This is a genomic window from Providencia sp. wls1916, from assembly GCF_009706585.1.
GTDB classification, from domain to species: Bacteria; Pseudomonadota; Gammaproteobacteria; order Enterobacterales; family Enterobacteriaceae; genus Providencia; species Providencia lanzhouensis.
The window spans coordinates 150,053-172,409 of sequence record NZ_WLUL01000021.1 but is presented as its reverse complement, the minus strand read 5'-3'; the positions used below and the strand labels follow the sequence as shown (position 1 = coordinate 172,409).

Sequence of the window (22,357 nt, the reverse complement as noted above, 5' to 3'; positions counted from 1 at the left end):
CATTTTTCAGGAAGGCATTTATTTTGAAAGGCATATTGATTGTGAAAAAAGTATTACTGTCGCTTCCCCTAATGTGCTCGTTTTATGCCTATGCTGGCGACCAAAACTGCTCGACGGACACCATCGCCATCAACAACTTTAATAATTTCGTCTTTGCCCAAGAGCGCCCATTTAACGACTCATTAAAAGCAATGAACTCACGCACCACCAGTCAAGATGATTACATCAGCAATACGGTTCAAACGAAGTTTGATGATTGTGGAGCCCTAATTGAGTTAACTGGTCATGAAGTTATCAAATTCAGCATCCACGACAGTGTATCCGTCAAATCCATTGATATGAGCATGAAAAAAAATGGCAACGGTTGGGACTACAAATCCGCATTTAAGCTGTCTGTTATTAATCAAGATAATGTTGAAAAAACTATCTTACAGCAAAAAATGAACGGAAAGTTTTTCACTGATCAGAATGGAAAAATAACCGAAGCCAAAGATTCTTCTTATACGACAACCCTCGATAAAGAGCGCATGTTAACAAGAGCAGTCACCACTTTTTTAACTGATGATAAAGGACGATTATCTGAATCCAACCGAGTCAGTACGCTAGAAAATGATAGTGTGAAAACAGCCTTCCTCTATGATGCGAAAAATCGCTTAGTTCGCATGCAGTCTGACTCAACCGTCAAAGAGTTTACCTATGATGATGATGACAGAATGTTAACCAACAAAACCATTGAAGAATTTTTTACCACCGAAACAACCGCGACCACCTGTAACAGCTGGAATACGTTCGGAAGGTGCACCGACGCGGAAAAAAAGATCACCACATTAATTAAAGATGAACACGGAGGGAAAGATAGCGTGTACAACTACCACGCTAATATCAAATACAATTATGTATATTGATTTTCCCTCTACTATGGGGTCAGCTCTTTCATTCGAAACCGGTCTGGAGTGACCCCTGAAATTTGCTGGAACATCGCAATAAATGCAGATGCCGAGCTATACCCCACATCCAAAGCAACTTCATGGACACTTTTACCTTTATCCAATCCAGCCACTGCATGTAAGTAACGTAGTCGCTGGCGCCACTCACTGAATGACATACCCAGCTCTTGTTGGCAACGGCGAGATAATGTTCGCTCCGAGGTATAAGCCCGCTTTGCCCACTGGGCGAGCGTTGTATTATCCGCAGGGTCTTGCTGTAGCTCCGCTAAAATAGGCGCTAACAATTTATCTTTGCTGGTGGGTAAATAGGTATCTTGGCATGGCGAAATAGCAAATTGGTCAATCAATACCTCCCCCAAACGAATATCCTGCTCGGTTTCGGGCTGAACAATGCCCCGTTGATACATATCCGTCATGATCGTATGGAAAATGGGGCTTAATCGCACAACACATGCCTTACTAGCAAGTCGCGGTGTATAAGATTGGGCAAAATCAATAATGCGAAATTTGACACTCTGCTTATTAAAACTCGCATGTTGGGTATTAGCGGGGATCCAGATGCAAAACTCTGGCGGTGCCATATAATGCTTGCCTTCCACTTCCATTTCCATAATCCCACAGACCACATACAGCAATTGACCAAAGGTATGGGAATGGGATTTGTATTCGGTTTGCTGGTTGATCTGCTCATGACGCAAGGCAATAAATTCAGGCTCAATAATATTGCATTCGTTAATTTGCAGAACATCACTTTTTAAATTATTCATAAGCTGTCTGAAAAGCGTTATCGATTGTCTGAATATCAGTATATATAATATTTCGGACAGATGTATACTCCTGTGACTGATTAGGGAGAACGTTGTTAATGAAATATTTCCTGTTTCCGCTGACCGCGGTTTTATTATGGTCCATCAATGCCATCGTCAACAAAGCCGCTGCAACGGCAATTGACCCTGCTGCTATTTCGTTTTATCGCTGGGCTCTGGCATTTTTAGTCATGACCCCATTTGTTCTGCGCTCGGTACTGCGCAATGCCAAAGTGGTTAAACAACATTGGTGGCAACTGGCCATCTTAGGTGCTTTGGGGATGATGCTGTATCAAAGTTTGGCTTACTATGCCGCACACACAGTAAGCGCGACATTTATGGGTGTTATGAACTCATTTATTCCGCTATTAACTGTGGTGATTAGTATTTTCGTTCTGAGGGTGATCCCAACCGTTGGGATTGTTATTGGTTCCGTTCTATCTTTGTTTGGATTGGCTTGGTTAGTCAGCCAAGGGAACCCAAGTTCATTACTGGATAATGGATTGGGTCAAGGCGAATTGCTGATGATCGTCGCTTCCGCCGCTTATGCCCTATACGGAGTATTAACTAAGCGTTGGTCTATTCAGCTATCGAGTTGGGATTCACTGTACGTGCAAGTCTTCTTTGGCGTTTTATTATTAATTCCAAACTTCTTGATGGCAGATGATGTGAGCCTTAACAGCAATAATATCGGGTTAGTTTTATTCGCAGGGATTGCTGCATCGATTCTGGCTCCAGCAATGTGGATCCAAGGCGTGCTCCGCTTAGGCGCCAATACCACCTCTATCTTTATGAACCTCGCGCCGGTATTTACTGCCATTATCGCGGTATTCACACTTGGGGAAGAGTTAAAGAGTTACCACTTAATTGGGGGCGGAATCGTGTTACTTGGCGTGATGTTAGCTCAACAGCTGCGCACCCCGCTCACCCAGCTATTTTCTCGCAAGAAAAAAGCGTTAGAAGAAGAGACTTGCCAGTAAGCCACATTAATAGTTCGATTGATTAAAAGCCCCATAAATCTACTTCAAGGTTATGGGGCTTTGTTTATTTTATGCCTTTCCGGCTAATTACACAGATCAATTGCACCTAAAAAGGTGTGTAAATTTGATAATGACCGTTTTTAGGTGCAACTAGATAATAACAGAGTAGCCACTAAGCTTTCTTCGGTGCCCGGCTCGCTTTCAAAGTGATACGTACCAACAGGCCGCCGAGATGCTCACTCTTTAACAGCTGCAATTCTGAGCCGTGATAACTGGCGATATCTTTTACAAGCGCCAAACCCAACCCTGAACCTTCCAGCCCTTTGGCATTATTCAAGCGCATGAAGGCTTTTAATGAGCGGTGAATATATTTATTTTCGATACCAGGTCCTGAGTCTTCAATTTCCAACTTGATCATCGACTTATGACTTTCATCTGCAATAATACGTACCGTGACAACCCCCTTCTCTGGGGTATATTTAATCGCATTATCGATTAAGTTCGCGCACATTTCCGCCAGCAAAATAGCATCCCCTTTCACCCAACAATGTTCTAGCCCCTCATAGCCTAAATCAATCTGCTTACTTTCGGATTGCCCTAAGCGGGTAAAACAGACTTGCTGAACAATTTCGACCAAATTAACTGCACGATAAAGCCTGATCGCCTCTTTTTCGTGCTCTTTTAAACGGGCAAGCTGCAATAACCGATCAGTTAATACAATGGTGTTATCCAAAGTTTTATTAATCGCCTGCAAACTTTGCTGTTTCTGTTGCTCATCATCGCTATTAAGAGCCACCGAAACTTGAGTTTTTAATACGGCTAACGGGGTTTTTAATTGATGGGAAGCATCTGCACTGAAACGCTCTTGGCGTTTTAACATACGCCTTAATCGCTCCACATAGCGGTTCAATGCATCCACCAGAGGCGAAAGTTCTGACCATGGCAACACATTCGGGATTGGAGTTAGGTCATTCGCGGCACGACCCAACATGAGATTAGAAAGTTTTTTCAACGGTGTTAATAACTTACGTAATAGCAAATACGCCAATATCAGCGTCACAACCACCACAGTACCTTGGCTCATCAAAGCCGAGATCAGCAATTGATTGGCAAAATCTTGCCGAGCATACACCGTTTCAGCGACGCGGATCTCCACCATGCCTTGGATCCCACCTTCATTAATCGGTTGGAAAAAGGTCGCTACGCGAATGGGAAGCCCCATATATTCCGCATCATAAAAGTAGACTAAGGCCGTGTAATGTTGAGAGCGCATCCAGTAAGGGGGGATTGGCGGTAGGTCATCATAGCCAGAAATGGTCTCCCCATGAGGAGCGATGACTTGATAAAATAGACGGTCATTATTGTTCAGTTCAAAGCTATCAAGTACCACGTAAGGCACATTCACGGAAAGATGTTCATCCACAACTTGTAATCGCTCCGCCACCGTTCTCGCCGACGCCAGTAATGTCCGGTCATAGGCGAGGTTAGCGGCGTTTTTAGCGCTGTAATAGTGGGTATAAACGGAGAAACTTCCCAACAAAATGAGGGGGATACCGAAAAAAAGCAGCAACTGATGAAAGAGAGAGCGTGGATGAGAGACTAATTTCATACACTACACTGCTCTAATCGGTATCCCAATCCGCGTAAAGTATTGATATTAACATCTGAACCCGCGAGTTTTTTGCGAACCCGATGCACATACAATTCAATACTTTGTAAGTTGGCTTCATCCGACAGTGAGAATACCTGTTCAAATAATTGTGTTTTTGAAACAGGTCGCCCTCTGCGATGAAAAAGTGTATTCAATACCGCGTATTCTCGCGGGGTTAAACCTAGCGGCTCCGCCTTCAGTGAAAAATAACCCTCGTCATGAAAACAAAGATCACCAAAACATTGGTCGCTATTCGCATTCCCTTGGCTACGACGTAATAGCGCGCGCACTCGGGCTTCTAATTCGGCAATATCAAAGGGTTTAGTCAGGTAATCATCCGCCCCTGCATTCAGCCCTTTTACGCGGTCAGCCACATCTGAATTCGCCGTTAATAGCAGCACAGGTGTTTCTTGATGCCGCTTGCGCATCTGGGCTAATACATCCAAACCACTCATCCGTGGTAATGAAACATCCAATACCACCAACGAATAATTTTCAGTTTGTAATAACTGGTCAGCACTATAGCCATCACTGGCAATATCAACAGCAAATCCCGATGCGGTTAAGGCTTTTTGTAACCACAATGACAACTCGTCATGATCTTCAACCAATAACATTCTCATCCGTCGCCCACTCATTATGATTATTTATGCGTATAAGTTGGCACTCTCTCAATTGAATGAAAAGTGTTAAACGTGATTTTTACCGAAGCTATCACAACTATCCTTCATTAACCTGCTACCACAAATAGAAATTAACATTAAATTAACAAATATAAGAAGAGATAATATAAAACAATCTGATATGTATCACATAAAAATAATTTTATTTGTTAATGAAAGGTAAATGAAAGGTTCTCAATACAATGATGAGTGGCGAGCAAACATCGCCCACAGTTATTTATCTACAAAAACATATTCATCTACAACGGTAGATCCATAACGACATAACCAACAACAACCAAGTAACTTAATTATTGTCTAGTGAGGAATGAAGCATGAAGAATTTCACAATCAATACCTTAGCTGCAGCAATTTTTTTAGTTGGCGTTAACCAAGCAATGGCGTTACCCGAAAGAACCGAATGTATTGCCCCAGCCAAACCTGGCGGTGGCTTTGACTTAACCTGTAAACTCGTTCAAGTCTCCATGCTGGAAACCAAAGAAATCGAAAAACCGATGCGTGTGACATACATGCCAGGTGGAATTGGTGCCGTTGCCTACAATGCCATTGTGGCTCAACGCCCAGCTGAGCCGGGAACCATCGTCGCATTCTCTGGTGGCTCCTTACTCAACCTTGCACAAGGTAAATTTGGTCGTTACAACGAAAATGATGTTCGCTGGCTAGCGAGTGTTGGCAGTGACTATGGCATGATTGCCGTGCGTGCAGACTCCCCTTATAAAACCTTAGGCGAACTGATGGACGCCTTCAAAAAAGATCCAAACAGCATTGTCTTCGGTGCTGGTGGCTCCATCGGTAGCCAAGATTGGATGAAAACGGCGTTACTCGCCAAAGCGATCGATTTAGACCCACGAAAAATGCGCTATGTTGCTTTCGAAGGCGGTGGCGAAACACTGACAGCCCTGTTAGGCAACCACATCCAAGTGATCTCCGGTGATATCAGTGAAATGACCCCCTATATCAGTGACGGAAAAATCCGCATCCTAGCGGTATATGCGGATAAACGCCTACCGGATGGGCTCGCTAATATCCCAACCGCTAAAGAGCAAGGCTATGACATAGTTTGGCCAATCATTCGCGGATTCTACATGGGACCAAAAGTATCCGATGCGGATTACAATCAATGGGTTGAAGCCTTCCAAAAATTACAACAAACCGACGAATTTAAAAAGCAGCGTGAATTACGTGGCTTGTTTGAATACAACTTATCGGGCCCAGAACTGGACGCTTACGTGAAAAAAGAAGTTGAGAACTACCGTGAGCAAGCGCGTTCCTTCGGGTTAGCGAAATAACGGAGTCACCATGAGCCAACGCATATTTGCCATAGTCTGGCTAATACTGTGTGGGATCGGGCTGTACATCGGCTGGGGCATCCAAAGTGAGTTTACCTATGAACCATTGGGCCCCCGCCCTTTCCCGATTGCCATACTGTCATTAATGACCCTGTGCGCACTCGCACTCCTGCTGGGTCGCCAAGAAGCGGTTGAATGGCCAAAGCCCTATGTCTTGCGCCGTTTAGTCTTGTTAATCATTGCATTAGTTATTTATGCATGGGCGTTTGAGTGGTTAGGATTTCCATTATCGACCACTTTGTTGACCATCAGCGTTGCCCTGTTATTTGGTGCAACCCCGATAGCCGCCCTGATTTCCGGTCCAATCCTAGGCATTTCCCTATTCTATGCCTTTGACCGATTACTCGATGTGACATTGCCAATCGGCGAGCTTTTTAGCTAAGGAGAAAGTATGGAAACGTGGATGTATTTATCTCAAGGCTTTGAGGTCGCGCTGATCCCTCAAAACATTATGATCGGGCTGATTGGCTGCTTTATCGGCACCATTGTCGGTATGTTACCGGGTCTTGGCCCAATTAACGGTGTCGCAATTCTATTGCCATTGGCATTTGCACTAAAGTTACCGGCTGAATCTGCCCTAATTTTGTTGGCAACCGTTTATTTAGGCTGTGAGTATGGAGGGCGAATTTCCGCCATCCTATTGAACGTTCCCGGTGACGCCGCGGCGATCATGACCACGTTAGATGGTTATCCGATGGCGAAGCAAGGTCAAGGCGGTATCGCGCTCTCGATTTCTGCCGTCAGTTCATTTATCGGTTCCACAATTGCGATTGTTGGGATCATTTTATTTGCACCTTTACTGGCACAATGGTCACTCGCATTTGGTCCTGCTGAATATTTCGCATTGATGGTTTTTGCTATCGCGTGTTTAGGCAGCATGATGAGCCAAAACCCTGTCAAATCGCTGCTCGCAGCATTGATTGGTTTGGCACTAGCAACCGTCGGTGTCGATGCCAACTCTGGGGAATACCGCTTTACCTTTGACAGCGTTAACCTATCCGATGGCGTCCAGTTTATCGTCGTGGTTATTGGTCTGTTCTCTGTCAGTGAAATATTACTCATGCTAGAAAGCACGGCAACAGGACAAGGATTGATCCGCAAAACGGGTCGAATGTTATTTAGCAAGAAAGAAGCCAAGACCTGTGCTGGTCCAACATTACGTTCCTCATTTATTGGCTTTTTTGTGGGGATTTTACCGGGTGCAGGGGCGACTATCGCTAGTGCCATCACCTATATGACAGAGAAAAAAATTGCAGGGGATAAAGGGACATTTGGTGAAGGGGATGTTCGCGGTGTCGCGGCACCTGAAGCCGCCAACAACGCCTCTGCCTGTGGGTCATTTATTCCGATGTTAACCCTCGGTGTTCCGGGTTCAGGCACGACGGCAGTAATGATGGGGGCGCTGACTCTGTATAACATCACCCCAGGTCCAGGCATGTTTACTGAACAACCACATATCGTTTGGGGATTAATTGCTGCACTGCTTATCGCTAACGTCGTGTTGTTGGTAATGAATATTCCGCTCATCGGTTTATTCACTCGTATGCTCACCGTGCCACTGTGGTTCTTAGTCCCTGCGATTGCTTGTGTCTCTGCGGTGGGCGTTTACGCCGTACACAGCACCACTTTTGACCTACTGTTAATGATGGGGCTTGGGGTCTTCGGCTATATCTTGCGGAAGATGAATTTCCCGCTATCTCCGCTGATCCTCGGGTTTGTTTTGGGTGAAATGTTAGAGCAAAACCTGCGACGCTCGTTATCTATCAGTAATGGGGATTTTAATATTCTCTGGAGTAGCACTATTTCTAAGAGCTTATTAATTCTGGCGGTGCTGGTTCTGGTGTTACCACCCATTGTGAAGCTTATTCGCAAACGTCGTCATCAAACCGCGCAAGCCTAATTCCAAATTGTACGTTATGACTGTCAGACTTCGCCCCATGAAAGTGGGGCAGGTCTACTGATAAATCCTCCTAGTAAAAATGCATTACTTAGGTTCGATACCATTACTTTCGTGAAAATTGGACGCATAAAACCCCTAGAATCACTAAACCGATACCCACCACTTTCTCAATTGGAATGGGATTTCGATTCATACCAAACCAACCAAATTGCTCAATAAGCGCGGAAATAATTAATTGACCCGCAATCACCAAAACAAAGAATGTCGTACTCCCTATTTTAGGGACTAAAATCAAAGCCGAAGTGAGATAGAGCATTCCTGCGATACCACCAAACCAGATCCAGATGGGTTGATTAAATAACTCAGTACTAAAATGGGGTTTTGGTACTTTAAAAATAATTAATAGTGGAATTAACACAATTAAACTGATCACGAGCGATGTCGCGCTCGCCCATAATGGGTGACCTAATTGCCGAGCAAGTATGGCATTACTTGCTGCTTGGATTGGCACAACTGCGCCTGCCAATAATGCAACAAAGGCAAGTATGATCCCTATGATTGAAAATGCTGACATCGAAACCTCTTCATTAATATTGACTTAAATTGATTGGTTGCCATAGTAAAGAGAGATAACGACATTGGAAAATGAACAATTTTATAAGGCACTATTCGTAGGATGAATAACTTAAGAAAATTAGATTTAAATCAACTTGTGACGTTGTCAGTCTTATTACGGGAGCGTCATGTCAGCCGAGCAGCAGAAGCTTTACATAAAAGTCAGCCCGCAGTCAGCCATGCATTAAATCAATTGAGAGACATTTTTCAAGACCCATTATTGGTTCGCCGTGAAGGCCAATATCAATTAACCAGCAAAGCTGAGTCTCTTTATCTCCCATTAAATGAAGCATTAAACCAGTTAGATGACTTGATTGCCCAAAAACAGTTTTCTCCGCTCAGCTGCCAAAGACGCTTTAATATCGCGATGTCCGACTACGGCGCGGCTTTAATTGCGGTAAAATTGGTTTCTTATTTACGCAAATATGCCCCCAATATTGATCTCAATATCTGGCACTGTAGTCGGGAAGAAATGCAAAATAAATTGCATGAAGGGAGCTTAGATTTAGCATTCGGTATATTTAATACGTTGGATTATTCGTTACGAAATCAAACTGTCTTTACTGATAAATTTGTCTGTCTGGTTGATCATCAACTCGGCTCACAAGGCAAAATGGATTTAGTTGATTGGCTATCCCATCCCCACATTTTAGTGAGTATGAAGCCTTTTGATGCTAACGAAATAGACCATCAACTCCAATTAATTAACCAACAGCGCCGTGTCGCAGTGACTGTGCCTTACTGGCAAATTGCCCCCCAATTATTAACAGGAACTGACTTGATCCTAACGGTGGCGGAAAAAGCGATACCTCAATCAATGTTAGGCAAGTTTACGTTATTTTCGCCTCCATTATCTCTTCCTGATTTGGATTTCCAAATGGTATGGCACCAACGTAGTGATACTGATAAAGCATTAGAGTGGTTTAGAGGCATTATCGCTGAACAATTAAAAGATGACCGCAAGTTTTATGGCGAAAACGAGGGTTAACAAGGGGCAGGGTTTCTACTATCTATCAGAATTTATAAAAAAAGCGAAAGCCTTGACTCTCACTTTTTCTTCACTTGACCTATCCTAGATGTCTTGTTTCGGATAGCCCTGCTCGCGTAACCATTCGCGACCCACATCAATGGTTGGTGTTTGTACAATAAAGACAAACAAGGCACCAATCATACCGCCTAACAATGCGCCACCTAGAAAACCACCGGAAAAGAAACCAAAGAAAAACAACATAAAGGCTAATACAGCGGAAAGTAAAACCGCGAGTCCAGTGAGCTTCCAATATTTCGCACCCATGCGTTTTTTACCTTCTTTCAGGCATTGACGAAATAGGCGTCCTTGCTCTTTTCTCTCTAATCCTGCTAATTCGGGAACACTCTTCGCCGTCCAATACGCCATCTTTTTTACCTTTCTTTTTGACTATTTTATGTATTGAGCATTTATACGCAGTTTGAAGGTAAGATGCTCGCGGATAACTCTGATAATCGTCGAAGGAACTTCAATATTCAATGAGTAGTTCGGGTTGTCGTGAACAATAAAGTTTGCCCCATAAAGATTTCGGGGCAAACTTTTTGATTAATAAAAGGGATACTACGTGTAACTCAGCGAAACAACGTTTTTATTATCTGCGTTTTTGCCAATATAAACATATTTTAGCCGTGGCGCGGAAACATCGTCTTTTCTTCTTGCTTTCCAAAAAGTGGATACATGATATTAGTATTAAATGCACGCTTAACTTTGGCAGGAAACAGCCCCTTAATACTTTTAATTAGTGCATTACCCAAAAGTTTTAAATCATTTTTCCAAATCTTACACCGTGTGAAATCCATATTAACTCCTTATTGATACATTAATAGAGCAAATATCATGGCACTATTTTCATTACGGTAATTTAATAAAATGATGATTATGGTGGCGGCAATAATTGAGTCATAAAAAAAGCGAGAGCCTTGGCCCTCGCTTTCTATTTTGTGCATTTCAGTGAAGAAACTTACGCTTTGTATTTGCTCATCACTAACGTTGCGTTAGTACCACCGAAACCGAAGCTGTTAGACATCACTGTGTTCAGCGCTTGCTCAGTTGGTTTGGTGATGATGTTCAAGCCTTTCGCTTTCTCATCTAAATTCTCAACGTTAATGCTTGGTGCGATAAAACCATGCTCTAACATCAGCAAGCTATAAATCGCTTCTTGAACGCCCGCTGCACCTAAAGAGTGACCTGTCATCGCTTTGGTTGCAGAAAGTGCTGGGCAATCATGACCAAACACTTCTTGGATAGCTTCTAACTCTTTAGTATCACCGACTGGCGTTGAAGTACCGTGTGTGTTGATGTAATCGATTTTATCAACACCCTGCATTGCCATTTGCATACAACGCACTGCGCCTTCGCCCGATGGAGCCACCATATCAGCACCGTCAGAAGTTGCACCGTAGCCAACCACTTCTGCGTAAATGTGTGCACCACGTGCTAATGCGTGCTCTAACTCTTCAACGACGACGATACCGCCACCGCCTGCAATAACAAAACCATCACGGTCTTGGTCATACGTTCTTGACGCTTTTGATGGGGTTTCGTTGTACTTAGTCGACAACGCACCCATTGCATCGAACTCACAGGTCATTTCCCAGCTCAGTTCTTCACCACCACCAGCAAACACAACATCTTGTTTGCCCAGTTGGATCAGTTCAACCGCGTGACCGATACAGTGTGCAGACGTTGAACATGCAGAGCTGATTGAGTAGTTAACGCCTTTGATTTTGAACGGCGTTGCTAAGCAAGCAGAAATACCGGAAGCCATTGCACGAGTCACCATATATGGACCCACACCACGCAGACCTTTTGCACGCATACCGTCAGAGCCAGCGACTTGGTTACGCGGTGAACCACCACCAGAACCAACAACAACACCCGTACGCAGGTTAGACACTTGGTCTTCCGCTAAACCTGAATCTTTAATCGCCTGTTCCATTGACAGGTAAGCATAGACAGAGCAATCACTCATGAAACGGCGGACTTTACGGTCAATCAGACCTTCAGTATCCAGCTTTACATCACCCCAGACATGGCTACGCAGCCCTGCCTCTTTAAATTCTTCTGAGAAAGTGATCCCGGAACGACCTTCCTTCAGAGAAGCCAGTACTTCTTCCTGGTTATTACCAATGCTGGAAACAATACCTAGGCCAGTTATGACTGCACGCTTCATTCGTTACCTCATGTCTATAATTATATGATTACGGGATTACAGGTGTCACTTTAGCTTACACTTGTACGCTGAACAAGTCCGATCAGGGTAAATATTTGTATTTTTTTTATCATGACACAAACAAGGCTTTTATGTGACGGTAGCCTTACAGTGATATCAGCGTTAGAATTTGAAAATGATTTTGCAATAACGGGCTTAAACGTGAAAAAGACAGCTGTACAAACCGCTCACCTCAGTTGGAATGAGGAAGGCACACCGATTTCAGAACAGTTTGAAGACATCTATTTTTCTAACCAGAATGGATTAGAAGAGAGTCGCCATGTGTTTTTGCAGGGAAACCATTTTCCACAGCGATTTCTAACACACCAAGATGAAACTTGTGTGATTGCCGAGACAGGATTTGGTACCGGATTGAATTTTCTCGCTTTATGGCAGGTCTTCAATCAATTCAAAGCCGAAAATCCCAATGCAAAATTACAACGATTACATTTTATTAGCTTTGAAAAATACCCGTTATCAAAAGCCGATTTAATCGCCGCGCACCGTTGTTGGCCTGAATTAGCTGAGCTCTCAGAGCAATTATGTGAACAGTGGCCACCCGCCCTACCCGGCAACCATCGAATTATTTTAGAAAACGGCTTAATCACCCTCGATTTATGGATTGGTGATGTAAATACGCAAGTATCCATACTTAATGACAATTTAAACAATAAGATAGATGCGTGGTTTTTAGATGGTTTTGCACCTTCCAAAAATCCGCAAATGTGGAGCGAACAGTTGTTCGCTGCAATGGCAAAATTTGCGCGTGAAGGCGGTACATTTGCCACCTTTACGGTAGCCGGATTTGTCAAACGTGGATTACAACAAGCGGGCTTTACTATCATGAAGACCAAAGGATTTGGTCAAAAGCGTCAAATGCTGACGGGAGTACTAGAAAATAATCTGACTCGCCCAATGGCGCCTTGGTTTGCGCGTCAACCTGCATCTCATAATGATGATATCGCGATTATTGGCGGCGGAATTGCCAGCCTCGCCTTAGCCAATTCACTCAAAAAACGCGGGGCGAATGTCACGATTTATTGTCAAGACCAGCATGTCGCGCAAAACGCATCTGGAAACCGTCAAGGCGCAGTCTACCCTCTCTTAACCGGGAACGATAATGCCTTAGAACGCTTTTTTGTCAGTGGTTTCCCGTTTGCAATTCGTTTTTATCAGCAACTTAGTACGCAAGGTATCGAATTTAATGGGCAATGGTGCGGGGTAAGCCAAATGGCGTATAACCCTAAATCTACAAAAAAAATCGACAACATGCTGCAAACTGACTGGCCAGAAGAATTTGCCGTTGGTAAAGATAGGCAACAACTCAGTGAACTTAGTGGTGTGGATGTCAACCATCGAGGTATTTATTACCCCACTGGTGGCTGGCTCTGTCCTGCGCAATTATGCGAAAGCTTAGCGCAAAAACTCGCTGAAGAAGGCGTTAATTTCCACTTTGGTCTGTCAGTCACCGACTTACAGCGCTCAGGGGAAGATTGGGCGCTGACACTCAATAACCAGAAAAAAGCCCATCATCAAACCGTGGTGATTGCCAATGGTCATTTATTGAATCAGTTTGAGCAAACAAAAAACTTGCCTATCACGCCTGTGCGCGGGCAAGTCAGCCACATTCCGACTAACCCTACGTTGCAGCAATTAAAAACTGTGCTGTGCTTCGAAGGTTATATGACACCAGAAGATGCTACAAACCAGCATCACTGCTTGGGAGCTAGCTATCAACGAGATAATTTGAGCCTTGAATACTCCGAGGAAGAGCAGCAAGAAAATCTGCAAAAGCTGCTCACCAGCCTACCGGATGTGGACTGGACGTCGCAGGTGGATATCTCTGACCAACAGTCACGCCAAGGGATCCGCTGCGTGATCCGCGACCATATGCCACTACTTGGTAATGTTCCTAACTTCGATGCCCTGATGCAACAATATGCGAATTTACCTGAGCAACTTCACCGTCAACAACCTGTTGAACCCTCTCCAGCCTATCCTAACCTATTTGTATTTGGCGCATTAGGCGCACGAGGGCTTTCCACTGCACCACTTTGTGCTGAAATCCTCGCCGCTCAAATTTTTGACGAGCCAATGCCTGCCGACGATGACGTGCTTGCCGCATTACATCCAAATCGTTTTTGGGTGAGAAAACTGCTGGCGGGACGTCCAATCACGACAAAAGAGGCGTAAACAAAAGAAGCATAAACGAAAAAGGGCTTCCATTTGGAAGCCCTCAGACCATTGACAAACCCATCAGGTTTGGAAATGGCTCTTTTGGGTTGTAAAATTAACGAGGAAAATCAATTTATTGATTTTCGCCTGATATCACAAAGAGGGAAAAACCACGCTTTTATCCCTCTTTGTCATCAACCTCAAGGGCTTCCATTTGGAAGCCCTCAGAACGAAGTAATATTGAGATTAATTCACGCTCAACTGCATGGCGCAGCGATCAATGCTTTGAAACCCTGCATCCACTTCGTGTTGCAATATATCTTGTAATTCGCGCGTCAATTGCGCCTCTTCCATTATCGAAAAACCAAGGCGCTGATAATACGGCGCATTCCACGGAATATCACGAAATGTGGTTAGTGTAACCTGACCAATCTGTTGGGATTGAGCGAACTCAATAACCTGCTGAATAAGCCGCTTACCTAAGCCCTGCCCTTGCGCTGACTGCTGAACTGAAAGCTCCACAATATGCAGGCTATCGCTCAAATGCTCCGCCATAATAAAGCCAACAGGCTGATCATGATTATCCACAGCGAGCCACTCTAAGCCGTTCGCAATACACTCAATATGGTTTTCTTCCGGTTGAACTTCACCTTGGGCAATCCAATCAAACTTCAAATGCCCAGCAAAAGTCTGCCCCGCAGACGCTTCTACCTCAGGTAAAAATTGGGCATCTTCATGGGTTGCTAATCGAATAGAATACATGCGGTCAATAGAGTCCATAAAACTAACGCACGGTATCTAACAGTGTTTTCCACATACCCAGCACCAAAATTTGGTCTGGCGGGGTCAATTCACCTGCTTTGATGGCGTTTTGGATACTCAGCTCAACGCGCTGATACAGTGCATCAACACTGGTTTCGTTCTCTTCTTCCAGCTCTGCTACAGCAAGGGTTAAGTGACCACGCAGATAGCCACCAGCAAACAGCTCATCATCGCTGGCGTGTTCAACCATATCATCAATTTTTGTCAGTATGCGTGTTTCAAAATCCGCAAGCATGCTTAATCCTTACTGTAGTGAGTGATTCTATTAGGCGAAAATATCTTCCGGATAAGGAAACAGTTCCGCGCAAAGTGGGGGTGTATTGTAAAACGATTGTAACGCATTAATAAAGCGCAGTGGTCTCTCTGGAATACCTTTTTCGAGGTACTCCATCACTTGACCATGCACTTTGCGCATAAAGGCAATACGGTCAGGTTCAAAATCCCCTTCCAAGTTGTCACAACTCACATTAAATGGGATACCTGTTGCCACACAGAAAAACCAATCCAATGCTTGAGGTTTGATTTCGACCACTTCAAAGTCACACTGAGTTTTTTCATCGCGACCATCTGGGCAGTACCAATAACCGTAATCCACTTGCTGGCGGCGTTTTTCCCCCGCAATGCACCAGTGAGAAATTTCATGGAGTCCACTGGTAAAAAAGCCATGTGCAAACACAATTTGGTTGTATGGTGTGGTGTCATCGGCAGGTAAATAGACAGGCTCGTCGTCCCCTTTTACCAATTTGGTATTGTACTCTTCGCCGAAACACTGTTCGAAAATATCAATAAGTTGCTGATAATGATGTTGGGTCATGGAACGCTTAAATCATCTTAAAATAATGTGAGAAACCAAGCTTTAATATCGTCACCGTGGCTGTCATTTAACAGCTTAATACTCATTAAGAGTGAAATCACGACGATCATCGGCCTGATAAGTTTTTGTCCTTTGGTTAACACTAAGCGAGCGCCAAGCCTCGCACCAACCATTTGGCCGGCAAGCATAACAAAACCGAGCACCCAAAGAACATGACCTCCGATAATAAAAAAGATCAAAGATCCGAAATTGGAGGCGAAATTTAACAATTTAGCATGGGCGGTAGCTTTGGCGAGGTTATACCCTAATAGTAGGACATAAGCGAGCGCTAAAAATGAGCCAGTTCCTGGACCAAATGCCCCATCATAAAAGCCGATACTCATCCCCGCAGCAACCCCAAAGATTGGCATGCTGACGCGCTGAGGTCTATCTTGCACACCCAAAGAGGGTGTGAGTAAGAAATAGAGACCGACACAGATGACCATTACTGGCAACAGCTGTTTCAAAAATGCGGTATCGATGGATTGAATTAAAATTGCCCCGAGCATTGCCCCTATTATGGTCATGACCACCGGGAAAATTTGCTCTCGCAAATTAATGGCTTTACGTCTTGCAAAATAGAGTGTGGCAGAAAATGAACCGCCAATGGCTTGTAATTTATTGGTCGCCAAGGTTTCGACAGGGGTGATCCCCACAGAAAGCAGCGCAGGAATCGTCAGTAAACCACCGCCCCCAGCGATAGAGTCAATAAAACCAGCAAGTAGAGCGACAAAAAACAGCAGAGCGTAAACTTCAGGCGCAACGGCGGTAAGCCAATCCATTTCACATTCCAGATAAGTAAACTATCACGATGCAGATTTGTTATTTATTGATTATCTTATTGAAAGTTAAGCAATATCACAGCCCGGATGGATTATAATCGAGGTTTCATCCTAACCTTTAACTCACAGTGGATACCCTTGCCAAGCAAGAATATCCACTGAAAAACGTCAATGACTTATTCGAATGGTGCCACTGCTGGCACAACATCCGCACATTGCCCACGGTGACGCAAAAAGTGATCCATCAGCACAATCGCCATCATGGCTTCCGCGATAGGTACCGCGCGAATGCCTACACAAGGGTCATGGCGACCTTTGGTGATCATCTCAACTTCTTCACCATCACGATTCAAGGTTTTTCCTGAAACAGTAATGCTAGAGGTCGGTTTCATCGCGATATGGGCAATAATCGGCTGGCTGCTGCTAATGCCCCCTAAAATTCCACCAGCATGGTTAGATGTAAAACCATGGCGGGTGATTTCATCGCGGTTTTCACTGCCTTTTAAGCTCACCACTCCAAAACCATCGCCAATTTCTACGCCTTTTACTGCATTAATGCTCATCAGTGCATGAGCGATATCAGCATCTAAGCGGTCAAAAACTGGCTCGCCTAAACCCGCGGGAACGTTCTCAGCCACAACGGTGACTTTCGCACCAATGGAATCACCCTCTTTTTTCAAGCCACGTAACAGCTCATCAAGGGCATCCAATTTGCTTGGATCAGGGCAGAAGAATGGGTTTTCTTCGACAATCGACCAATCTTTAATTTCACACTCTACGCTGCCCATTTGGGTCAGACATGCACGAATTTGAATGCCAAATTTTTCTTGCAAGAATTTCTTGGCAATCGCCCCCGCAGCAACACGCATCGCGGTTTCACGGGCGGATGAACGACCGCCACCGCGATAATCGCGCAGACCATATTTCTGTTCATATGTGTAATCGGCGTGCCCTGGACGGAACACGTCTTTAATCGCACCATAATCTTGGGAACGTTGATCGGTATTTTCAATTAATAAACCGATACTGGTGCCTGTCGTCACACCGTTAAAAACCCCCGATAGGATTTTCACTTGGTCAGGTTCACGGCGCGCAGTGGTATAGCGCGATGTGCCTGGACGACGGCGGTCTAAGTCGATTTGTAAATCTGCTTCTGTCAGCGCTAATCCCGGCGGAACACCGTCAACGATGCAGCCTAATGCTAGCCCGTGTGACTCTCCAAAAGTGGTCACACGAAACAGTTGCCCAATTGAATTTCCAGCCATTCCCTGTTTCCTATTTGCTTGCGATTCTTATACTTGTTAAGAAATATGATGTTATGCGTAACTATTATGTTTTATTTGATTATGCCGAGTAACGCAACTCTTTATTAATTAATATATTAATCAATATAAAGAGCAAAGTGCTCGTGATGTTCCACCAACTGTTCACGGGTTAACATAAACACGCCGTCACCACCAAATTCGAAATCTAACCAGATAAATGGAATATCTGGATATTGGTCAATCAGATGCACCATGCTGTTACCCACTTCGCACACCAAAATCCCCTCTTCAGTTAAGAAGCGCGGAGCGTTAGCGAGAATGCGGCGAACCAGTTTCAGACCATCGCTACCAGCCGCCAACGCCAGTTCAGGCTCGACACGGAACTCTTGTGGCAGATCGTCCATATCCTCGGCATCCACATACGGCGGATTGGTGACAATCAGGTCATATTTAACGTCTGGCATATCTCTGAATAAATCAGAACGAATTGGGATCACACGGTGCTCTAAACCATGATTCGCAATGTTTTGCTCAGTCACAGCCAAGACATCCGTAGAGATATCCACGGCATCCACTTCAGCTTCAGGGAATTCATGGGCGCAGGCAATCGCAATGCAGCCACTTCCCGTACACAGGTCAAGGATGGTTTGTGGTTCATCAGATAATAAACCCACAAAATGGTTGTTAATCAGCTCACCAATTGGCGAACGCGGGATCAGCACTCGCTCATCCACATAGAATTCATGTCCACAGAACCACGAACTGTTAGTCAGATAGGCAACTGGAATACGGTCATTGATACGGCGTAATACGCGCTCAATAATGCGGTGACGCTCCGTTGGAGTCAGGCGCGAAGTTAGTAGCTCATCCGGTAAGTCCAGCGGTAAATACAGGCTTGGCAAAACTAACTGTAAAGCTTCATCCCATGGGTTATCGGTACCGTGACCATAATAGATATTGGCAGCATTAAAGCGGCTCATGGTCCAACGTAAAATGTCTTGAATGGTATGAAGTTCTGCGACGGCTTCATCAACGAAGATCTTTTCCAAGAAGGGATTCTCCTGCCTGTGGATTAAAAGGAAAAATTTGAATGGCTAAAGTTTGCCACGAAGTGAAAGACAAATCAGCAGATTAATGTAAGAAAATACGCAGATAAGCACTTGTTTGCGCATTTTGGCGCTAAAAATAACCGCGCCCCGGATTTTCATCAAGGGCGCAGTGTTTATCATGATATTAAAAACGTTACGCTAATTCTTCGACTTCTTTCTCGGTTTCTTCCGGTTTTTTCACCCATACCGCGTAAGCAATAGTGAGTAACAACAACCAACCGATCCCCACATACAGCGCAATTCGAGTACTTTCGAAATAACCTAATACACCGAAAATAAACACCATAAAGGCAATTGCAAGGATAGGCGCAACTGGCCACATCGGTACTGGGAATTTCAATTGCTGAACTTGCTCTGGCGTCATCTTACGGCGCATCGCAAATTGTGCCAGTAAAATCATGAACCAGACCCAAATCGTGGCAAACGTGGCAATCGAAGCGATCACTAAGAACACATCTTCAGGGATCAGATAGTTCAGTACCACACCAATAAACAGTACCAGCACCATGACTAACACCGTCATCCATGGCACCCCATTTTTGGTTAACTTAGTGAATGATTTAGGCGCCTGCCCTTCATGAGCCATGCCGTACATCATGCGACCGGCACCAAAAATATCACTATTAATTGCCGAGATGGCGGCGGTGATCACTACCACGTTCAAGATATTCGCCGCAGCTGAAATGCCTAAACTATCAAAAATCTGCACAAACGGGCTGCCATTTTGGCCAATTTGATTCCATGGGTAGATGCACATCAGTACAAACAACGTTAATACGTAGAACAGTAAGATACGTACAGGCACCGCATTAATGGCTTTAGGAATAGTCACTTCTGGGTTTTTGGCTTCGCTCGCCGTGATCCCGATGACTTCAATTCCCCCAAAGGCGAACATGACCACGGCAAATGAGGCGATGACCCCGCCTATGCCATTTGGCATAAACCCACCATGGTCAAATAGGTTTGATACCCCAACCGCATGTTCAGAGGCTTGACCGAAGCCAAACATCATAATGGCAGCGCCACCGACGATCATCGCGACAATCGCCCCCACTTTCACTATCGACAACCAAAATTCCATTTCGCCGAATGTTTTGACGTGGCACAGGTTAATGGCACCGATAAAACAGATAATGCTGAGCACCCAAATCCACTGAGCCACATCAGGGAACCATAATTTCATATAGACCCCAAATGCCGTCACGTCAGCCAAGCAGACAATGAGCATTTCAAAAACATACGTCCAACCTGTGAAAAAGCCCGCTCGCGGACCTAAATAGTGGCTAGCATATTGGGAGAATGATCCTGCCAATGGGCTACGAACCGCCATTTCACCAAGAGCACGCATCACCATAAAAACAGCGGCGCCCCCAATAATATAAGCCAGTAAAACGGCCGGACCGGCAGTTTCAATGGCTTTGGCTGAACCATAAAATAACCCCGTTCCTATTGCTGAACCGAGGGCCATAAATCGGATGTGGCGCGCAGAAAGCCCACGCGCAAGTTGTGATGTGCTTTGCATGTTGTGTCCTTCGTATTTTTATCAGTCGTTTCGAAGAGAATTCGCAGCCGATACATAGTCGGCTGCTTCTAAAACACTTACTTATAGGAACTATCGGTATATGAACGACAAGTTTTTATGAATGAAAAACCGAGTTTGCTGCAAACAACGTGGCAAGTTTATGTTGATCAATAAGCGAGATAGCCGCCTCGATATCCGGTGCGAAATAACGGTCTTTATCGTAATACGCGACTTTATCACGCAGGGTTTTACGGGCTTTTTCCAGTTTTTCGCTCGATTTCAAACCGTCGCGGAAATCCATTCCCTGACACGCAGATAACCATTCAATGGCTAAAATGCCTGTCACGTTTTTCGCCATTTCCCATAAACGGCGACCTGCTGCTGGTGCCATGGAAACGTGGTCTTCTTGGTTAGCAGATGTTGGTAAACTATCCACGCTAGATGGATGCGCTAATGCTTTGTTTTCACTGGCTAATGCTGCTGCCGTCACCTGTGCAATCATAAAGCCGGAGTTCACCCCACCATTGTTAACTAAGAATGGCGGTAATTGGGACATGTGCGTGTCCATCAACATCGCAATGCGTCGCTCTGATAATGCACCTATTTCAGCTAATGCCAGCGCGATATTGTCCGACGCCATAGCAACTGGCTCCGCATGGAAGTTACCACCAGAAATAATGTCGCCATTATCGGTAAACACCAGCGGGTTATCGGATACCGCATTAGATTCAATTAAAATAACTTCTGCCGCTTGACGGATTTGCGTTAAACACGCGCCCATCACTTGAGGCTGACAGCGTAATGAATACGGGTCTTGGACTTTAGAACAATTTGCGTGAGATTGGGACAGTTCGCTGGTTGGCGATAACACATCGCGGAACAGCGCAGCCACATCGATTTGACCTTTTTGACCACGAACTTCTTGGACTCGCGCATCAAATGGCTTGCGAGAGCCTAATGTCGCTTCTACGCTTAACGCCCCACACACAATGCCGGATAACAGCAGATTTTCCGCCGCAAACAAGCCTTTTAACGCAAACGCGGTTGAGGTTTGAGTGCCGTTCAGGAGTGCCAAACCTTCTTTAGCTTCCAGAGTTAATGGTTTCAAGCCCGCTTTTTCTAACGCTTTTTTCGCAGGTAGCCATTGACCTTCAAAGCGCGCCTGCCCTTCGCCAATCAGAATTAAGCTCATATGTGCTAGCGGCGCTAAATCACCCGATGCGCCCACTGACCCTTTTGCAGGAATATACGGGTAGACTTGTGCGTTAACCAGTGCAATCAGCGCTTCAATCACTTCTAAGCGAATGCCTGAGAAACCACGCGCAAGGCTGTTTATCTTTAATACCATAATCAAGCGAACCAGATCATCGTCCAGTGGTTCACCAACGCCAGCCGCATGAGACATCACAATAGAGCGCTGTAAAGATTGCAAATCTTTGCTAGCAATACGGGTGTTAGCAAGTAAACCAAACCCAGTATTGATGCCATACGCGGTTTTATCTTCCGCAATAATTTGATTTACGGTCGCAACGCTTTTGGCAATGACGCTGTGGGCATGTTTATCTAACGCAACAGTCACTGGTTTTTGGAAAACAACGCGTAATTCGTCGAGTGTCATTTTCCCTGGATGGATAGTTAATTTAGTCATCAATGGCACTC

The 22,357-nt window shown here is 44.7% G+C and carries 22 protein-coding genes; 7 read left to right on the top strand and 15 right to left on the bottom strand.

Features of this window, described 5'->3' with window-relative positions; genetic code table 11:
• Window positions 1-41 precede the first annotated feature (41 nt).
• Complete coding sequence (locus GKR61_RS17980) at window positions 42-905, top strand: hypothetical protein (RefSeq protein ID WP_272537300.1); 864 nt, start codon at window positions 42-44, stop codon at window positions 903-905.
• Between the two features lie 11 nt (window positions 906-916).
• On the opposite strand, the gene GKR61_RS15540 is transcribed toward GKR61_RS17980, so the two are convergent.
• Complete coding sequence (locus GKR61_RS15540; protein ID WP_036952675.1) at window positions 917-1,714, bottom strand: AraC family transcriptional regulator; 798 nt, start codon at window positions 1,712-1,714, stop codon at window positions 917-919.
• 98 nt (window positions 1,715-1,812) lie between these two features.
• Between GKR61_RS15540 and GKR61_RS15535 the strand changes: the two genes are divergently transcribed.
• Window positions 1,813-2,733 carry a DMT family transporter gene (locus GKR61_RS15535; protein ID WP_036952672.1) on the top strand — a complete coding sequence of 307 codons (921 nt, stop codon included), beginning with the start codon at window positions 1,813-1,815 and terminating at the stop codon, window positions 2,731-2,733.
• 172 nt (window positions 2,734-2,905) lie between these two features.
• On the opposite strand, the gene GKR61_RS15530 is transcribed toward GKR61_RS15535, so the two are convergent.
• The gene (locus GKR61_RS15530) at window positions 2,906-4,342 is read right to left on the bottom strand and encodes a sensor histidine kinase (RefSeq protein WP_036952669.1); all 1,437 of its coding nucleotides are present in this window, start codon (window positions 4,340-4,342) and stop codon (window positions 2,906-2,908) included.
• Window positions 4,339-5,007, bottom strand: coding sequence for a transcriptional regulator TctD (tctD, locus tag GKR61_RS15525; protein ID WP_154600207.1), 669 nt, complete (start codon window positions 5,005-5,007; stop codon window positions 4,339-4,341). The genes GKR61_RS15530 and tctD overlap by 4 nt, the downstream gene beginning before the upstream one ends.
• Before the next feature lie 374 nt (window positions 5,008-5,381).
• Between tctD and GKR61_RS15520 the strand changes: the two genes are divergently transcribed.
• The 3 genes from GKR61_RS15520 to GKR61_RS15510 are packed head-to-tail and all read left to right on the top strand — an operon-like array spanning window position 5,382 to window position 8,316.
• Window positions 5,382-6,356: a Bug family tripartite tricarboxylate transporter substrate binding protein gene (locus GKR61_RS15520; RefSeq protein ID WP_036952664.1), complete on the top strand. Its 975-nt coding sequence runs from the start codon at window positions 5,382-5,384 to the stop codon at window positions 6,354-6,356.
• Window positions 6,357-6,366: 10 nt separating this feature from the next.
• Window positions 6,367-6,798: a tripartite tricarboxylate transporter TctB family protein gene (locus GKR61_RS15515; protein ID WP_036952661.1), complete on the top strand. Its 432-nt coding sequence runs from the start codon at window positions 6,367-6,369 to the stop codon at window positions 6,796-6,798.
• A gap of 9 nt (window positions 6,799-6,807) precedes the next feature.
• On the top strand, window positions 6,808-8,316 hold the full coding sequence (locus tag GKR61_RS15510) for a tripartite tricarboxylate transporter permease (protein WP_154600208.1): 1,509 nt from the start codon (window positions 6,808-6,810) through the stop codon (window positions 8,314-8,316).
• Window positions 8,317-8,419: 103 nt separating this feature from the next.
• Here GKR61_RS15510 and GKR61_RS15505 read toward each other — a convergent pair whose 3' ends face one another.
• Window positions 8,420-8,890: a DMT family transporter gene (locus GKR61_RS15505; protein WP_036952655.1), complete on the bottom strand. Its 471-nt coding sequence runs from the start codon at window positions 8,888-8,890 to the stop codon at window positions 8,420-8,422.
• Window positions 8,891-8,992: 102 nt separating this feature from the next.
• Between GKR61_RS15505 and GKR61_RS15500 the strand changes: the two genes are divergently transcribed.
• Complete coding sequence (locus tag GKR61_RS15500) at window positions 8,993-9,919, top strand: LysR family transcriptional regulator (RefSeq protein ID WP_154639889.1); 927 nt, start codon at window positions 8,993-8,995, stop codon at window positions 9,917-9,919.
• An 84-nt stretch (window positions 9,920-10,003) separates the two neighbouring features.
• Here GKR61_RS15500 and GKR61_RS15495 read toward each other — a convergent pair whose 3' ends face one another.
• From GKR61_RS15495 to fabB, 3 genes are all read right to left on the bottom strand, one after another.
• On the bottom strand, window positions 10,004-10,327 hold the full coding sequence (locus GKR61_RS15495; RefSeq protein ID WP_036952649.1) for a hypothetical protein: 324 nt from the start codon (window positions 10,325-10,327) through the stop codon (window positions 10,004-10,006).
• A gap of 254 nt (window positions 10,328-10,581) precedes the next feature.
• Window positions 10,582-10,758 carry a hypothetical protein gene (locus GKR61_RS15490; protein ID WP_154600210.1) on the bottom strand — a complete coding sequence of 59 codons (177 nt, stop codon included), beginning with the start codon at window positions 10,756-10,758 and terminating at the stop codon, window positions 10,582-10,584.
• 161 nt (window positions 10,759-10,919) lie between these two features.
• A complete protein-coding gene (gene fabB / locus GKR61_RS15485; protein WP_036952643.1) occupies window positions 10,920-12,131 on the bottom strand; it encodes a beta-ketoacyl-ACP synthase I in 1,212 nt (403 codons plus the stop codon).
• 201 nt (window positions 12,132-12,332) lie between these two features.
• Between fabB and mnmC the strand changes: the two genes are divergently transcribed.
• Complete coding sequence (mnmC, locus tag GKR61_RS15480; protein WP_272537301.1) at window positions 12,333-14,363, top strand: bifunctional tRNA (5-methylaminomethyl-2-thiouridine)(34)-methyltransferase MnmD/FAD-dependent 5-carboxymethylaminomethyl-2-thiouridine(34) oxidoreductase MnmC; 2,031 nt, start codon at window positions 12,333-12,335, stop codon at window positions 14,361-14,363.
• Window positions 14,364-14,591: 228 nt separating this feature from the next.
• On the opposite strand, the gene GKR61_RS15475 is transcribed toward mnmC, so the two are convergent.
• The 8 genes from GKR61_RS15475 to hutH all read right to left on the bottom strand — a co-directional run bounded on the left by GKR61_RS15475 (window position 14,592) and on the right by hutH (window position 22,346).
• Window positions 14,592-15,125, bottom strand: coding sequence for a GNAT family N-acetyltransferase (locus GKR61_RS15475; RefSeq protein ID WP_154600212.1), 534 nt, complete (start codon window positions 15,123-15,125; stop codon window positions 14,592-14,594).
• A gap of 4 nt (window positions 15,126-15,129) precedes the next feature.
• The gene (locus GKR61_RS15470; RefSeq protein WP_036949376.1) at window positions 15,130-15,402 is read right to left on the bottom strand and encodes a YfcL family protein; all 273 of its coding nucleotides are present in this window, start codon (window positions 15,400-15,402) and stop codon (window positions 15,130-15,132) included.
• A 30-nt stretch (window positions 15,403-15,432) separates the two neighbouring features.
• Window positions 15,433-15,981 carry an elongation factor P hydroxylase gene (locus tag GKR61_RS15465; RefSeq protein WP_154600213.1) on the bottom strand — a complete coding sequence of 183 codons (549 nt, stop codon included), beginning with the start codon at window positions 15,979-15,981 and terminating at the stop codon, window positions 15,433-15,435.
• A 17-nt stretch (window positions 15,982-15,998) separates the two neighbouring features.
• The gene (locus GKR61_RS15460) at window positions 15,999-16,802 is read right to left on the bottom strand and encodes a TSUP family transporter (RefSeq protein WP_036949371.1); all 804 of its coding nucleotides are present in this window, start codon (window positions 16,800-16,802) and stop codon (window positions 15,999-16,001) included.
• A gap of 176 nt (window positions 16,803-16,978) precedes the next feature.
• A complete protein-coding gene (gene aroC / locus GKR61_RS15455; RefSeq protein WP_154600215.1) occupies window positions 16,979-18,067 on the bottom strand; it encodes a chorismate synthase in 1,089 nt (362 codons plus the stop codon).
• A gap of 116 nt (window positions 18,068-18,183) precedes the next feature.
• Window positions 18,184-19,116 carry a 50S ribosomal protein L3 N(5)-glutamine methyltransferase gene (gene prmB / locus GKR61_RS15450; RefSeq protein WP_036949367.1) on the bottom strand — a complete coding sequence of 311 codons (933 nt, stop codon included), beginning with the start codon at window positions 19,114-19,116 and terminating at the stop codon, window positions 18,184-18,186.
• A 193-nt stretch (window positions 19,117-19,309) separates the two neighbouring features.
• Window positions 19,310-20,698 (bottom strand): amino acid permease, encoded by a 1,389-nt coding sequence (locus GKR61_RS15445; RefSeq protein ID WP_132495490.1) that lies wholly within the window; start codon window positions 20,696-20,698, stop codon window positions 19,310-19,312.
• A 115-nt stretch (window positions 20,699-20,813) separates the two neighbouring features.
• Window positions 20,814-22,346, bottom strand: coding sequence for a histidine ammonia-lyase (hutH, locus tag GKR61_RS15440; protein ID WP_036949361.1), 1,533 nt, complete (start codon window positions 22,344-22,346; stop codon window positions 20,814-20,816).
• Window positions 22,347-22,357 lie beyond the last annotated feature (11 nt).